Below are 14,923 nucleotides of genomic sequence, written 5' to 3'. Positions count from 1 at the left end.
AACGCGATTCGTCACTGATTGTTATATCATGACCGTCAGATCGTCGACTATTTTGTGCGTGTCGCCGTTTATCAGCCATGAAGATGCCGACGCGGAAACCGCGCCAACGCAGGCGGTTCTGCCGCCGCCTTCACAGGGTTCTCATCTGCGTGGAGACCAGGTTTCTGAAGACGCTCGCCGTCCTCTCCCGCCCTGTCGCGCTCAACCGAACCGCCCGGGACACCGACGCCTGACATCAGCGCAAGGCCCGGCGAGGGTGCCAGCCTGCGCTACCGCGGTGCAGGCCCCGTGGTTTCGCGGACCACGAGTTCGGCCACGATCTCCGACACGCTCACCGGCATGTCGGGTTCGCGGATCCGGTCCATCAGCACCTGCGCCAGCTTGCGGCCCAGCTTCTGGGGCGAGACCGCCATCGTGGTCAGTGCGGGCGTGCCCACGGCGGCATCGCTGATGTCGTCGAAGCCGACGACGGAAACCTCTCTGCCAGGCGTAAGCCCCGAGCGCGTCAGCGCAAGGCAGGCACCCAGCGCCACCATGTCGCCGTTGCAGACCACCGCCGTCACCTCGGGATGCGCCGCGCGCAACTCCAGCATCGCGTCGAGCCCGGCGCGCTTGGTGTCGGCCGAGGGCCAGATGATGGCCGGGCCAAGCCCCCGCGCCGCCAGGGTCCGCTCGTAGCCGGTGATCCGGCGCCGCCGCACCGAGGTCATGTCGGTGCCGCCAAGATAGGCGATGTGCCGGTGGCCCAGATCGGCGAGATAGGTCGTGGCCGTCTCGGTCGCCACCGCGTTGCGCACGCCGACATGGTCAAGACTGTCTCCCGACTGGCGCAGAAAGGTGACCGTGGGGATCCCGTGGGCGCGCAGCAGGTCGAATGTTTCCTCCGGCGTATTCAGCGCGGGCACCCACATAAGCCCTCCCCGGCCGTTGCGGATGAAGGCCTCGAGCTGGCGCCCCTGCCGCGCGGCATCGTCGCGGGTGTCGAGGATCGAGAGCAGGTAGCCCTCCGCCTCCAGCAGATCGACCGCGCCCGAGACCACCTCGGCGTTGAACGGGTTGGCGAACTGGTTGAGCACGAAGCCGATCTCGCGGTTCTCGCCCGAGCGCATGGAGGCGGCGCGGCTGTCGGGGATGTAGTGCAGCTTTTCGGCGGCCTTCAGCACCTTCTGCCGCGTCTTTTCAGAAATGCGCCCCTTGCCACGCATCACCTGGCTGACCGTGGGAATCGAAACGCCCGCTTCCTTGGCGACACTGCTCAACGTGGGTTTGAAGGCCATTTTTCCGGTCATTGATATAACGTTCTATCTCGATGCTGGCCCGATTATTAAGGAATAGCAAGCGGAACTGGACAGATATTGGCGTTTCTGCGGCGCAGCGAGATTTCCTCGTTTGACATAAGGTATATCGTTATATCACACTGACCGCAGTGCACAGGGTGAGTCGCACGGTGAAAACCTCGCCGCCCTTCACGCGATGGCAGACCTGCCCCCGAGCGCATGTTCAGGGTCGGCTCGATGACGATGGGGTCGGCCCACAGGTCGGGCTCCGAAATTCACATTCGGGAGGAATGAATGTCTTTTCACACCAAGATTGCCGGCGCTGCGTCCGGCATTGCGATTGCCGTGGCCGCCGGCGCGGTCCAGGCCGAGGTGCTGTTCTGGTCGACCCAGGCGAACCCGGTCGAGGAGCAGCAGGCGATGCGCGACCAGGTGCTCTCCAGCCATGACGACGCCGTCGACTACCAGTCCAACGAGCTTGGCCCCTTCATCACCCGCCTCGACGCCGAGCTTCAAGCCGGATCGGGCAGCATCGGACTCCTCGGCGCGCTGCACGGCAACTTCTCCGCGATGAACCCCGATGACCTCGTCGACCTTGGCGATACCGGCATGATGTCGGCTTCGGGCACCTTCAACGATCTCGCCAAGCTCGGCACCGACACCCTGCAGTACATGCCCTGGATGCAGGCCAGCTACATCATGGCGGCCAACAAGGAGGCGCTGCAGTATCTCCCCGAGGGCGCCGATATCGACGCGCTGACCTATGACCAGCTGATCGAATGGGCGGCCAACGCGCATGAGGCGGCAGGCGAGCCCAAGTTCGGCTTCCCCGCCGGCCCCAAGGGCCTGAAGCACCGCTTCTTCCAGGGCTATCTCTACCCGTCCTACACCGACGGCGTGGTGCGCACCTTCGCCTCGGCCGACGCGGTCACCGCCTGGGAAAAGATGAAGGAGCTCTGGGCGCACACCAACCCCGGCTCGACCAACTTCTCCTTCATGCAGGAGCAACTGCTCTCCGGTGACGCCTGGATCGTCTTCGATCACACCTCGCGCCTGGCCAATGCCTTCAACGAGCGGCCCGACGATTTTGTCGCCTTCCCGGCGCCCGCAGGCCCCAAGGGTCGCGGCTTCATGCCGGTTCTGGCCGGTGTCGCCATCCCGCGCACCGCGCCCGACATGGAGGCCTCCAAGGCCCTCCTGGCGCATCTGATGAAGCCCGAAACCCAGATCGCCACGCTGAAGGCCACCAACTTCTTCCCGGTGGTCGATGTCGACCTGCCCGACGACCTGCCGCCCTCGGTCAAGGCCGCCGGTGAGGCCGTGGCCAAGATGTCGGCCTCTGCCGATGCCAACCCGGGCCTCCTGCCCGCCGGCCTCGGCGAGATGGGCGGCGACTTCAACCGCATCTACGTCGACACCTTCGAGCGGATCGTGCTCGCCGGCCAGCCGATCGAAGCCGTGCTGGAAGATCAGAAGGGCCGCCTCGCGGCGATCATGAACGAGACCGGCGCCCCCTGCTGGGCCCCGGACGCCCCGTCCGAAGGCGCATGCCCGGTCGAGTGACCTCCCGGAGGGGGCCTCCCTGCCCCCTCTCACCCCTCGTGTCCGGGCTCCCCTGGGTCCGGACACACCCCCTGCCCCCGATGATCCCACCCAAGGCGCGACATGCGTCGGAACAAGGAGCGATTCCATGAACGCTCGAATATTGCCTTACGTGCTGATCCTGCCGGTGACGCTGTTTCTGTGCCTGTTCTTCATCTACCCCTTCGTGCTGGTCGCAAAGCAGGCCTTCACCACCGGCGCGGGCTTCACGATGGACAACTTCCGCGAGGTGGTGAGCTACTGGAAGTTTCCGATCTCGCTGAAGAACACCCTGCTGCTGGCCGCAGCCGTCGTGCCGATCCAGCTGGCACTCTCGCTGCTGATGGCCACCATGGTCACCAAGATGAAGCGCGGCCGCGACCTGGTGCTCTACGTCTGGACCATCCCGCTGGGCATCTCCGACCTCGCCGCCGGCCTGATCTGGCTGGCGATCTTCGAGCAGTCGGGCTTTCTCAACTCGATGATGCAGGGCGTCGGCATCGTCGACAAGCCGGTCAACCTGCTGACCTTCCAGAACCCCGGGCTGGTCTTCATCGCCATTGCCCTGGCCGAGATCTGGCGGGCGACCGCGATCATGCTGGTCATTCTCGTCGCGGGCATCGGGCTGATCCCCAAGGAATATTACGAGGCGGCCGAGGTCTTCGGCGCATCGCCCTGGAAGCGCTTCCTGCGCATCACCCTGCCGATGCTGCGGCCCTCGCTGCAAACCGCGCTGGTGCTGCGGGTCATCATGGCCTTCGAGGTCTTCGCCGTGGTGGCGGCCCTTGGCGGCACGCTCTTCCCGGTGCTGATGGGCGAGACCTATGCCTACCAGTTCGACCTTCTCAACAACGGCGCCGCGGCGGCCATGGCGCTGATCATCCTCGTCATCTCCATCGCCGCGACCCTCGTCATCCTGCGCGCCCTGCGCGTTCCGAAAGGAGCAACGATATGACCACTGTTGCCACCGAAGCCCCCGCCGCGAAAGACACCCGCAGCGCCGGGCGGAGACTCTACGTCGCCGGCGTGGTCCTGCTCTGTGCCTGGGTTCTCGTGCCGATCTACTTCCTGGCGATCAACACGCTCTCCTCGCCCGACACGGTGAACAGCTTTCCCAAGCCGTTCTTCCCCGAGTTCGACCTCGGCTCGCTCTCCTTCTTCCTGCAGTTCGCAGGCATGCTGGACGCGCTGAAGAACTCGGTGATCGTGGCGGCGATGACGATGGTGATGTCGATCGCCATCGGCGCGCCGGCAGGCTATGCCCTCTCGCGCTTCGACTTCCGCGGCAAGGAGCTGTTCCGGCTGCTGATCCTGCTGACACGGGCCTTCCCCCTGCCGCTCCTGGCGCTGCCGCTCGCGGTCATGTTCATCCAGACCGGCCTCGACGACACCGCCTTCGGCCTGGCGCTGGTGCACACCACCCTGGCGATCCCCTTCGCGGTGCTCATCACCTTCTCGCTCTTCTCCGGCATCCCGCTGGAGCTCGAGGAGGCCGCGTGGACGCTGGGCTGCACACGGTTCACCGCCTTCACCAAGGTGGTGCTGCCGCTGATCCTGCCCGGAATCACCGCATCGGCGATCTTCGCCTTCGTGATCTCCTGGAACGAGGTCTTTGCCGCCGCGGTGCTGACCATCGAGAACCGCACGCTGACCGCCTTCCTGCTGCAAAGCCTCGACACCTCGCCGCTGCACCTGAAGTTCGCAGGTGGCTTCATCCTCGTCGTGCCCGCGCTGATCTTCATCTTCGCGGTGCGCAAGTACCTCTTCGCCATGTGGGGCATCGCCAACCGCTGACGCGGGGCGTTTCACGAAAGGAACCGATGATATGGCTGAAATCCAGATCAAGAACGTCCAGAAGTCCTTCGGCGCCTACACCGCGCTGCACGACATCGACCTGACAATCGCCGACCAGGAATTCATGGTGCTTCTCGGCGCCTCGGGCTGCGGCAAGACCACCCTCCTGCGCATCATCTGCGGCCTCGAAACCGCGACCGAGGGCGAGATCTGGATCGGCGGCAAGCGCGTCGATCACCTCGCGCCCAAGGATCGCGGCATCGCCATGGTGTTCCAGAACTACGCGGTCTTCCCGCACCTGACGGTCTTCGAGAACATCGGCTTCGGCCTCAGGATGCAGAAGCTGCCCGACGACGTGGTCAGGCAACGGGTCGAGCGGGTCGCCGGGCTGATGCACATCGAGATGCTGCTCAAGCGCTACTCCGGCGAGCTCTCCGGTGGCCAGCGCCAGCGTGTCGCCGTGGCCCGCGCGCTCGCCATGGAGCCCGACGTGATCCTGATGGACGAGCCGCTCTCGAACCTCGACGCGCTTCTGCGCATGGAGATGCGGGCCGAGCTGAAGGGCGTGCTGGCCGAGAGCAAGACCACCGCCGTCTACGTCACCCACGACCAGGTCGAGGCCATGTCGATGGCCGACCGGATCAGCGTCATGCACAGCGGCGAAATCGTCCAGGCCGCCACGCCCATCGAGGTCTACCGCAACCCGGCGGCCGAGTTCGTCGCCAGCTTCATCGGCAACCCGCCGATGAACTTTCTCGACGCCACCTCCGCAGGAGACGGCAAGTGGAACGTGGCGGGCCGGGTCATCGACGGCCCGAAGGGCGCCGCCAACCGCCCGCTGCAATTCGCCATCCGCCCCGAAGACATCCAGCCCGCCACCGAGGGGCTGGAGGCCAGGGTCCGGATCGTGGAGCCGCTGGGCGCGCACCTGCTGGTCACCTGCGATGTCGACGGCAAGCTGTTCCGTGCCGTGCTCGACAGCGACATGGTGGTCAAGCCCGGCGAGACGCTGACGCTGGCGCCGCAGCCCGACCGCATCCGCTGGTTCGACCCCGAAACAACCAAGGCCGTGGCGTGAAAGGCAAATCCATGAACCATGACGAGATGATCCGCCACGCCCGCCAGGTGCTGAGCGACAACGACCGCGGCACCTACACGGTGCCCACCCACGGGCTCTATCCCTTCCAGTGGAACTGGGATTCCGCGCTCAGCGCCCTGGGCTTTGCGCATTACGACGAGCCCCGCGCCTGGCTCGAGATCGAGACCCTGCTGGCCCATCAATGGGACGACGGGATGGTGCCCCACATCATCTTCCACCAGCCCGACGATGGCTACTTTCCCGGCCCCGATGTCTGGTCCACCGGCCGCGAGGTTCCCACCACCGGCATCACCCAGCCCGCCGTCGCGGGCTTCGCCGTGCGCCGTATCTTCGACCGCGCCCGCGACAGGGCGCTGGCCGAGGAGAAGGCCCGCGCCATGCTGCCGAAGATCCACGCCTGGCACCGGTGGTTCTATCGCTGCCGCGACCCGCAGGGCACCGGGCTGGTGGCGATCGTGCACCCCTGGGAATCCGGCCGTGACAACTCCGCCGACTGGGACGCCGCCTTCGAGCGCGTGCCCACAGAGGGCGTCGGCAGCTTCACCCGCCGCGACACCAGCCACGCCAACCCCGCGCACCGCCCCACCGACGAGCAGTACAAGCGCTACATCTGGCTGGTGCAGAAGTTCCGCAGCCTCGGCTGGGACACCAGCAAGATGCACGACGCCTCGCCTTTCCTGGTGGTCGATCCCGGCTTCAACGCCATCCTGATCCGCGCCTGCGAAGACACGGCCGACCTCGCCGCCCGGCTGGGCATGGAGGAGATCGCCGCCGAGTCCCGCGCCATGGCCGAAAAGGGCATCGAGGCGTTGGAAACCCTCTGGCACGAGCCGCTGGGCCAATACGTCTGCTACGACCGCGCCATCGGTGCCCCGATCGAGAGCCCTTCCGTCGGCGGCATCCTCACCGCCTTCGCCCCGATCCCGCACCACCGCGCCGCCGCGCTGGTGCGGCGGATCGAGACCCTGGCGAAGAGCTGCAACTACCTGATCCCCAGCCACGACCCGACCCACGCCGCCTTCGACGGGCCGTGCTACTGGCGCGGGCCGGTCTGGCTGATCGTCAACTACATGGTGGCCGACGGGCTGGCGCGGGCCGGGCAAGGCGAGATCGTCCCCCGCATCATCGGCGATTGCCTGCGGCTGATCGAGACCAGCGGCTTTGCCGAATACCACGACCCGATCACCGCCGAACCCTGCGGCGGCCCCCACTTCACCTGGACCGCCGCCATGGTGATCGAGATCCTCAACACCTGCGAGATGGCCGCATGAAACGCTCCCGCATCAACGAGATCATGGCCGCGGCCGACGAGATGATCCGCGCCAACGGCTTCACCCTGCCGCCTTTCGCCTATTGGACGCCCGAGGAGTTCAAGGCCCGCGCCACCGACGCGCGCCACGTGATCGACGCCCGCTGCGGCTGGGACATCACCGACTACGGCGATGGCCGGTTTGACGAAATGGGCCTGTTCCTGTTCACCCTGCGCAACGGCCTGCTGGGCGACCTGCAACGCGGCGGCGGCATGTGCTACGCCGAGAAGCTGCTGATCTCGCGGCAAGACCAGCTCTCGCCGATGCACACCCATGCCCTCAAGGCCGAAGACATCATCAACCGCGGCGGCGCCACGCTGGTGGTGGAGCTCTACGGCTCCGACGACGCCGGGAATTATGCCGAGGACAGGGGCGGCACCGTCTGGCTCGACGGCCTGCGCCACGACTACGCCCCCGGCGAAAAGCTGCACCTGGCCCCGGGCGAGAGCGTCACGCTGCGCCCGGGCGACTGGCACGCCTTCTGGGGCGAAGGCGGCGACGTGCTGATCGGCGAGGTCTCGACCGTCAACGACGACGAAACCGACAACATCTTCCGCGACCCCATCGGCCGCTTTGCCGAGATCGAGGAAGACGAAGCCCCCACGCACCTTCTGGTCAGCGACTACAAGACCCGCCTGCCCTGACCCAACGCAGCACAACACCAGGCCATGCCCGCACCAGAGCAGCGGCCCGTTATACCTCTGTGCCAGCCAGCGAGATGGTGCCCCCACACGGACTCGAACCGCGGACCCACTGATTACAAATCAGTTGCTCTACCAGCTGAGCTATAGGGGCACTCGGCGGGAGAGGTAGCCTGCGCTTCCGTCTCGTGCAAGACCCTAGCGGTTCGCCCGCGCCAGCAGGGCCACCGCCGCCAGCCCGACCGCGCAGATCATCAGCGCGGGCGGGGCGGCCTGGGGCAGGTGCTCCAGCGAGGCCTCCTCGTAGACCCGCACGGCGAGGGTCGAGTAGTTGAACGGACGCAGCAGCAGGGTCGCGGGCAGCTCCTTCACGCAGTCCACGAAGACCAGCAGCAGCGCCGTGCCCACCGAGGCGCGCATCAAGGGCAGGTAGACCGCGCCCAGCACGCCGCGCCGGCTGCGCCCCAGCGAGCGGGCGGCGTGGGCGATGTTGGGCGAGATCCGCCCGAAGCCCGCATCCGCCGCGCCCTGGGCGATGGCGAAGAACCGCACCACATAGGCAAAGACCAGCGCCGCCGCCGAGCCGGTCAGCATCAGCCCCGGGTCCCAGCCGGTGAGCGCCAGCACGCCGTCGGCGAGCCGATGGTCGAGCGCGGCCAGCGGCAGCAGCACGCCGACGCCCAGCACCGCACCCGGCGCGGCATAGCCCAGCGTGGTGACCGGCAGCAGCTGTCGCGGCAGGGCATGGCCCGAGAGCCGCACGCCATAAACCATGAAGAGCCCGGCCGTCACCGTCACCACTGCGGCGATCCCGCCCACCACCAGCGAGTTGGCCAGCGAGTCGAGCAGGCGCGGGTCGAGCCAGTCGGCCCTGGGGCCCAGCCCGTGCTCCAGCATCACCCCCACCGGCAGCAGGAAGCCCAGCGCGAAGGGCACCATGCAGAGCCCGAAGGCCAGCCAGCGGCGCACCGGGCCCAGCGACTCGGGGCTGACCGGGCGGGCCCCGCGCGCGCCCTGGTGCACCCGGGCGCGGCGGCGCGAGAGCCGCTCCAGCGTCACCAGCACCAGCACCAGCACCAGGATCACGCAGGCCAGCTGGGCGGCGCCGCCGGCATTGTTGCTCTCCAGCCAGGCCGAGAAGATGCCCGTCGTCAGCGTCTGCACGGCAAAGTGGTTCACCGTGCCGTAGTCGCTCACCGTCTCCATCATCACGATGGCCGTGGCCGCGGCGATGGCCGGGCGGGCCAGCGGCAGGCCCACCCGCCAGAACCGCGCGATCGGCCCCGCGCCCAGCGCGCGGGCCACCTCGTAGGCCCCGCCCGGCTGCTCGCGGAAGGCGGCGCGCGCCAGCAGGTAGACGTAGGGATAGAGCGAGGCCGAGAGCACCAGCACCGCCGCCCCGCGCGACCGGACCCGCGGAAACCAGTAGTCCCGCGCGCTTTCCCAGCCGAAGGCCTCGCGCAGCGCGGTCTGCACCGGGCCCGCGTATTCGAGAAAGTCCACCAGCGCGTAGGCCCCCACGTAGGCCGGCACCGCCAGCGGCAGAAACAGCGCCCACTCCAGCCAGCGCCGCCCCGGAAAGCGGTACATGGTCACGATCCACGCCGCCCCGGTGCCCATCGCCGCCGAAAGCGCGGCCACGCCCAGCATCAGCACGCCGGTGTTTTCCAGGTAGCGCGGCAGCACGGTCGAGGCGAGATGCGGCCAGAGGTTGACCCGCGGGGTGAAGGCGATCACCACGACCGCCGCGATCGGCAGCAGAACCAGCAGCGCAATGAGCACCGCCCCGGCCGACCAGCCGTCGAACCGCCAGCGCCGCCGCGCCCCCTGCCCCGTGCTCAGTTCTGCCATGGCCGCTCTCTCATGGCTCCCGTTAATACCCCCTCCCCGCCCGGTGGAAAGCGGTTTATCTACGTCTCAATCCCCCATACTGTGCGGCATCGCCGGGGGCGAAGAGGCAAAACGAGTAACGAGGGGACGATCCGATGCAGGTCGTGTACCACCTGGGCGCACATTGCACCGATGAAGACAAGCTGTTCCGCTGCCTGCTCAAGAACAAGGGCGCGCTGGCGAAGATCGGCACCATGGTCTCCGGTCCCGGCCGCTATCGCCGCGTGCTGCGCGAGGCCATCAACGCGCTGAAGGGCGTGCCCGCCACCCCCGAACTGCAGGAGGACGTGCTGGCCGCGGTGATGGACGAGGACCACGCCGACCGGCTGGTGTTTTCCAACGAGCAGTTCATCTGCGCCGCCCGCGCCGTGCTGGCCGAAAACCGGATCTACCCGCAGATGGGCGAGAAGGTGCAGTGGATCAGCGCGCTGTTTCCCGATGCCGGAAACGAGTTCTTCATAGGCATCGCCAACCCGGCCACCTTCATCCCCGACCTCTTCGGGCGCTGCAAGGAAGAGTCCGACTTCGGCGGCTTTCTCACCGGGGTCACGCCCACCGACCTGCGCTGGTCCGACACGCTCACCGCGATTCGCTCCGCCGTGCCCGACGCCCGGCTGGTGGTCTGGTGCAACGAGGATACCCCCCTGATCTGGCCCGAGATCCTGCGCGAGATGGGCGGCATGCCCGCCGAGATGCCGATCGAGGGCGAAAACGACTTTCTCGCCACCATCATGTCGGACGAGGGGGTGACCCGGATGGAGAGCTACCTCGCCACCCACCCGGTCAAGACGCCCCAGCAGCGCCAGCGCGTCGTCACCGCCTTCCTCGACAAATACGCCCGCCCCGACGCGGTGGAGGTGGTGATGGACCTGCCCGGCTGGAACGAGGCGACAGTGGAGACGCTCACCCAGCTCTACCTCGAAGATCTCGAGCGCATCCGGATGGTCGAGGGCGTCACCTTCATCGCGCCCTGACCGGCGCGTCACTCTTGTTGCGCCCTGACCGGCGCGTCTCCCATGTTGCGCCCAAAGCGGCGCGGTGCCCGCAACTGCATCCAGTTTTAGCGATTTGCCGGGCAGCCGTTAACCAGGTCTTCGCCTCCCGCGGCCTATCCCCTGTCAGACCGACGGGAGGCCGTGGATGCCCATCACCATCACCGCGCTCGACAACGAGTTTGCCATCGCCAGCGGGGCCAACGTGAACAACGGGCCCGGCACCTCCACGTTCGACTCCCCGCTCAGCGCCAACTCCAACCTCACCATCTCCTCCAACCAGGGCGACGGGACTCCCTACCAGTTCTCGGTCGGCGACACCTACGATATTTCCTACTCAACCACCGACGGCAGCACCCTGCTGGAAGACGCGGTCGTTGTGCGATCCGACCATGTCGACATCAACGGCGACCAGGGGGGCGCGGTGGTGTTCCAGGGGCTCGACAGCGGCGGCGAGGTGATCCAGGTGGTCTGGTCTCCCGGCTTCGATCTCGAGGGCTGGTACTGGGCCAACTCCAAGCCGGGCTACCCGCCCGGCTTCTTCACCACCGACCAGAGCGCCGCCACGAGCTACGGCTATGTCTGCTTCGGCTTCGGCACCCGGATCGCCACCGAGGACGGGCCCGTGCCGGTGGAACGGCTCCGCGCCGGACAGCGCGTGCTCACCCATGACCACGGCGCGCAGCCGGTGCTCTGGATCGGCCAGAGCCTGGTGCCCGGCCGGGCCGAGGCCGCGCCGGTGCGCTTTTCCGCCGGCGCCTTCGGCAACTCGGCGCCGCTGGTGCTGTCGCAACAGCACCGGGTGCTCATGGCCGATCCGCTGGCCGAGCTGCACTTCGGGGCGGCCGAGGTCTTCGTACCGGCCCGCGCCCTGGTCGGCCTGCCGGGGATCGACCTCGTCAACCTTCGCGAGATCGGCTACGCCCACTTCCTGCTGCCCCGGCACGAGGTGGTCGAGGCCGAGGGGCTGGCCTGCGAAAGCCTCTATTTCGGCGATGTCGCCCGGGCCCGGATCGGCACCGAGGCCCAGCGCGAGATCGCCTCGGTCTTCCCCGGTCTGCGCGGCAGCCTTGACCTGCCCCAGGCCGACGGCCGATCCTCGCTGCAACTGGCCCGGCCCGCGCTCAAGCTCTACGAGGCCCGGTTTCTCGCCTCGCTGATGTGGGGGGTGGACCTGCCCGCCGAGCCGCGCGGCACCGCGCCGGGCCTCATCGCCGCCTGAGCAAACCCGCCCCTCAGACATGACGCAGACATGAAAACGCCGCCCGGAGGCGGCGCAATCTGCCCGGTCGGCGCAGGGCCTCAGCTCATGCCGAGCGCCTGCTTGTACATGTCGAGCACGGCCTCTTCCTCGGCAATGTCGTCGGGCTCACGCTTGCGCAGCGCGATCACCTTGCGCATCACCTTGGTGTCATAGCCCCGGCCCTTGGCCTCGGCCATCACTTCCTTCTGCTGGTCTGCGATGTCCTTCTTCTCGGCCTCCAGCCGCTCGAACCGCTCGATGAACTGGCGCAGCTCGTCCGCGGCCACACGATAGGTGCTCGGCGCGCTGGTCCCGCTCTCGCCCTCGTAGACGTCGCTCATGTCTCTCTCCTTCTGCCTCGGTCTCGTTCTTCAACACTGTTCTTCAACTCGGGGCCCTGAGTAGCCGCGCCGCGACGGCTTGAAAAGCCCCACCGCGCGGTGCTACCCCGCGCCCATGGAACAAACCCCTGCCCTCGACCTCTCGCTGCTCGTCTGGCCCGGCGCCCTGCTCGCGCTCCTGGGCGTGGCCGGGATCCTCGCCTGCGTGCGCTCGGTCATGAAGGCCCGCAACGCCGGGCTCTCCAACGAGGCGATGGTGGCCCACATGCAGAAGATGGGCGCCTGGAACATGGCCGCCCTCGGGGTCTCCGCCATGGGGCTCGCACTGGTGACGATCGGCCTGCTGCTCGGCTGAGCCGGCGCGCCCGCCCGCCGGGCGCCTCAGAGATCCGCCCAGCCCAGCCCGTTCTTCACCAGCTCGCCGAACTGCGGCGCAGGCTCCCAGAGCGCCGCGCCGTGGCTTTCGGCCCGCTCCGCCAGCGCCGCCTCCACCTTCGCCAGCCCCTCGGCCTCGGCCCAGTGCAGCGGCCCGCCCGCCTCGCGCGGAAAGGTCCCCGCGGCGATCATTGCCACATCCAGCGCGGCGGCGGTCTCCACCGCGCCCTGCGCCAGCATCAGCGCAGCCGCGTTGGCCATGGCAAGGCAGGCCGGCCGCACCAGCGCCTCGGCGCGCCACGCCGCGAGGTCGGCCATCCCGGCCCCCTCCATCGGCGGCGCCAGCCCGAACCCGGCCCAGGCCGCGTTCACCTCTTCGGCGCTGGCCTCGCCGCGCGCCACCTGCTCCTCCGCCGCGGCCCGGCCCGCGCCGGCCACCAGCGCCACCACCGCGGGCTCGGCAAAGACGGCCTGGAGCCCCAGCGCCCGCGCCAGCCCGAAGCCCAGCGCCACCGCCTCGCCAGAGGCGCCCTCCAGCGCCCCTACCTCGACCAGCCCCGCCTGGTGCGCGGCCTCCGAAAAGCGCAGGGCGATGAACCTGTCAGGGTGCGCCAGGGGTGCGGCCAGCAGGTCCAGCTCCGGGCTGCGGGCGCAGGTCGCCAGCACTGGCCCCGCGCCCAGAAGCTCCGAAAGCCGCGCCAAGAGGTCGCCCTTCAGCCCGCTCTCGTCGGGCAGGGTCTCGATCACGAGGTCGCAGCCTGCGAGCCCGTCGTCCTCCTCGGTGCCCGTCACACGCTCCAGCGCCGAGGCCACTGCCTCGGCCTTCATCCGACCCGCCGCCACCTCGGCGGCCAGCAGCGCCTCGATCCGCACCTTCGCCGCCTGCACATGGGCGGTGTCCTGCTCCATCAGCCGCACCCCGACGCCCCGCGCCGCCGCCGCCGCGGCCAGCTCGGCCCCCGCCTTGCCGCCGCCCACGACCCCGATCCTGGCCACCACGCCGGGCTTCTCTCCGCCCAGCCGCGCCGGGCGGGCCGCGGCGCGCTCGGCAAAGAACACATGCCGCAGCGCCGCCGACTGGCGGCCGGCGCGCAGCTCCTCGAAGGCGTCCAGCTCATAGGCCAGCCCGGTCTCGAAGGGCAGCAACAGCGCGCCCTCGATGCAGTCGATCACCCGGTGCGGCGCCTCCAGCCGCGCCCGCGCCGGATCGGCAGCCAGTGCCGCCCGGGCCGCGGCGATCGCCGCCTCGAAGCCGCGCGGATCCTCCAGCCCGGCCCTTGCATCGCGGCTGCGCCGGGTCGGCCCCTCGCCGGCCTGCCCCAGCTCGCGGGCCAGCGCCAGCGTGGTCTCGGCCAGGTCGCCCTCCACCACGCCATCCACCAGCCCCAGCTTCTCCGCCGCCCGCGCGCCCATCGGCTCGCCGGTCAGCATCATCCTGAGCGCGGCTTCCGCGCCGATCAGGCGCGGCGTGCGCTGGGTGCCGCCCGCGCCGGGCACCAGCCCCAGCTTCACCTCCGGCAGGCCCAGCTTGGCATCGGGCGCGGCCAGGCGAAAATGGCAGGCCAGCGCCAGCTCCAGCCCGCCGCCCAGCGCCGCGCCGGCAATGCCCGCGACCACCGGCTTGGCGCAGGCCTCGATCCGGTTGAAGACCGTGCCGAACCACGGCTCCTGGCCCGCGCCCTCGAATTCCGAGATCTCCGCCCCGGCCGAAAAGTTGCGCCCCGCGCCAAGGATCGCCAGCGCCCGCACCTTCGGATCGGCCTCGGCCATGCGCACGGCCTCCCACAGGCCCCTGCGCACCGCCAGCGATTGCGCGTTCACCGGGGGCGCGTCGATCACGATCCGCGCCACGCCATCCAAAACCTTGAGCTTGACCGGAGATGCCATCGCCCCGCCCTCTTCTGCTGCCTCACGCCGCCTGCCCCGCGGCCTGCCGCATCAAAACCGGGCGGGCGTGGAAAGACAAGTCACCGGGGGGCGAAGGTTCAGCGCGCGCAGGCCTTGCAGAAGGGTGTATGCGGCAGCAGGTCGAGCCGCTCCTGCGAGATCTCGGTGCCGCACCGGGTGCAGAACCCGTAGTCGCCCGCCTCGATGCGGTCCAGCGCAGCGCGGATGGCGGCCATTTCGGCCTGGCCCTGAAGCCCCTGCCCCTCCAGCACCTCGTCCTCCTCGCGCTCGGTCGCCAGCTCCTCCCAATCGGCGGAGTTGTGGCTCACCAGCTCGTCGCGGATCTCGTGCAGACGATCGTCAAGCTCGGCGAGGCGCTTCTCCAGCGCGGCCTTGCGGGTCATGAGGTCGGTCATTCGGCGAGGTCCTCCTTCGCTGCCCTGTCCAGAGGCTAAACCGCTGGCAGTCGGGCTTCCTTGAGGTATATCAAACC

General features: G+C 68.7%; 14 protein-coding genes and 1 tRNA gene. 9 read left to right on the top strand and 6 right to left on the bottom strand.

What is annotated here, in order from left to right:
* Window positions 1-269: 269 nt before the first annotated feature.
* Complete coding sequence (locus BUR94_RS04290) at window positions 270-1,277, bottom strand: LacI family DNA-binding transcriptional regulator (protein WP_074255005.1); 1,008 nt, start codon at window positions 1,275-1,277, stop codon at window positions 270-272.
* A 294-nt stretch (window positions 1,278-1,571) separates the two neighbouring features.
* Between BUR94_RS04290 and BUR94_RS04285 the strand changes: the two genes are divergently transcribed.
* From BUR94_RS04285 to BUR94_RS04260, 6 genes are all read left to right on the top strand, one after another.
* Complete coding sequence (locus BUR94_RS04285; protein ID WP_074255004.1) at window positions 1,572-2,840, top strand: ABC transporter substrate-binding protein; 1,269 nt, start codon at window positions 1,572-1,574, stop codon at window positions 2,838-2,840.
* Between the two features lie 127 nt (window positions 2,841-2,967).
* Entirely contained in the window at window positions 2,968-3,813 is an 846-nt protein-coding gene (locus tag BUR94_RS04280) for a carbohydrate ABC transporter permease (protein ID WP_074255003.1), read from the top strand.
* Window positions 3,810-4,652 (top strand): carbohydrate ABC transporter permease, encoded by an 843-nt coding sequence (locus BUR94_RS04275; protein ID WP_074255002.1) that lies wholly within the window; start codon window positions 3,810-3,812, stop codon window positions 4,650-4,652. The genes BUR94_RS04280 and BUR94_RS04275 overlap by 4 nt, the downstream gene beginning before the upstream one ends.
* 31 nt (window positions 4,653-4,683) lie before the next feature.
* Entirely contained in the window at window positions 4,684-5,730 is a 1,047-nt protein-coding gene (locus BUR94_RS04270) for an ABC transporter ATP-binding protein (protein ID WP_074255001.1), read from the top strand.
* 11 nt (window positions 5,731-5,741) lie between these two features.
* On the top strand, window positions 5,742-7,022 hold the full coding sequence (locus BUR94_RS04265) for an amylo-alpha-1,6-glucosidase (RefSeq protein WP_074255000.1): 1,281 nt from the start codon (window positions 5,742-5,744) through the stop codon (window positions 7,020-7,022).
* Entirely contained in the window at window positions 7,019-7,705 is a 687-nt protein-coding gene (locus tag BUR94_RS04260; RefSeq protein WP_074254999.1) for a D-lyxose/D-mannose family sugar isomerase, read from the top strand. Before BUR94_RS04265 ends, BUR94_RS04260 begins: the two co-directional genes overlap by 4 nt.
* Before the next feature lie 75 nt (window positions 7,706-7,780).
* Here BUR94_RS04260 and BUR94_RS04255 read toward each other — a convergent pair.
* Window positions 7,781-7,856, bottom strand: a tRNA-Thr gene (locus BUR94_RS04255).
* 44 nt (window positions 7,857-7,900) lie between these two features.
* A complete protein-coding gene (locus BUR94_RS04250) occupies window positions 7,901-9,553 on the bottom strand; it encodes an ABC transporter permease (protein ID WP_074254998.1) in 1,653 nt (550 codons plus the stop codon).
* 134 nt (window positions 9,554-9,687) lie between these two features.
* Between BUR94_RS04250 and BUR94_RS04245 the strand changes: the two genes are divergently transcribed.
* Both BUR94_RS04245 and BUR94_RS04240 read left to right on the top strand, forming a co-directional pair.
* On the top strand, window positions 9,688-10,566 hold the full coding sequence (locus BUR94_RS04245) for a hypothetical protein (protein WP_074254997.1): 879 nt from the start codon (window positions 9,688-9,690) through the stop codon (window positions 10,564-10,566).
* A 166-nt stretch (window positions 10,567-10,732) separates the two neighbouring features.
* Complete coding sequence (locus BUR94_RS04240) at window positions 10,733-11,806, top strand: Hint domain-containing protein (RefSeq protein ID WP_074254996.1); 1,074 nt, start codon at window positions 10,733-10,735, stop codon at window positions 11,804-11,806.
* 80 nt (window positions 11,807-11,886) lie between these two features.
* Here the strand turns inward: BUR94_RS04240 and BUR94_RS04235 are convergent, their stop codons facing one another.
* Window positions 11,887-12,168, bottom strand: a complete 282-nt coding sequence (locus tag BUR94_RS04235; protein ID WP_074254995.1) for a DUF2312 domain-containing protein — start codon at window positions 12,166-12,168, stop codon at window positions 11,887-11,889.
* Window positions 12,169-12,283: 115 nt separating this feature from the next.
* Between BUR94_RS04235 and BUR94_RS04230 the strand changes: the two genes are divergently transcribed.
* Complete coding sequence (locus BUR94_RS04230; RefSeq protein ID WP_074254994.1) at window positions 12,284-12,523, top strand: hypothetical protein; 240 nt, start codon at window positions 12,284-12,286, stop codon at window positions 12,521-12,523.
* A gap of 26 nt (window positions 12,524-12,549) precedes the next feature.
* Here BUR94_RS04230 and BUR94_RS04225 read toward each other — a convergent pair whose 3' ends face one another.
* Together BUR94_RS04225 and BUR94_RS04220 are read right to left on the bottom strand one after the other, a co-directional pair.
* Window positions 12,550-14,430, bottom strand: a complete 1,881-nt coding sequence (locus tag BUR94_RS04225; protein ID WP_074254993.1) for an enoyl-CoA hydratase-related protein — start codon at window positions 14,428-14,430, stop codon at window positions 12,550-12,552.
* A gap of 98 nt (window positions 14,431-14,528) precedes the next feature.
* A complete protein-coding gene (locus BUR94_RS04220; RefSeq protein ID WP_074254992.1) occupies window positions 14,529-14,846 on the bottom strand; it encodes a TraR/DksA family transcriptional regulator in 318 nt (105 codons plus the stop codon).
* Between the last annotated feature and the right edge of the window lie 77 nt (window positions 14,847-14,923).

The organism is Vannielia litorea (assembly GCF_900142295.1).
GTDB classification, from domain to species: Bacteria; Pseudomonadota; Alphaproteobacteria; order Rhodobacterales; family Rhodobacteraceae; genus Vannielia; species Vannielia litorea.
Note: the sequence above shows the minus strand (reverse complement) of the source record. Positions and strands in the feature narration are given on the sequence as shown.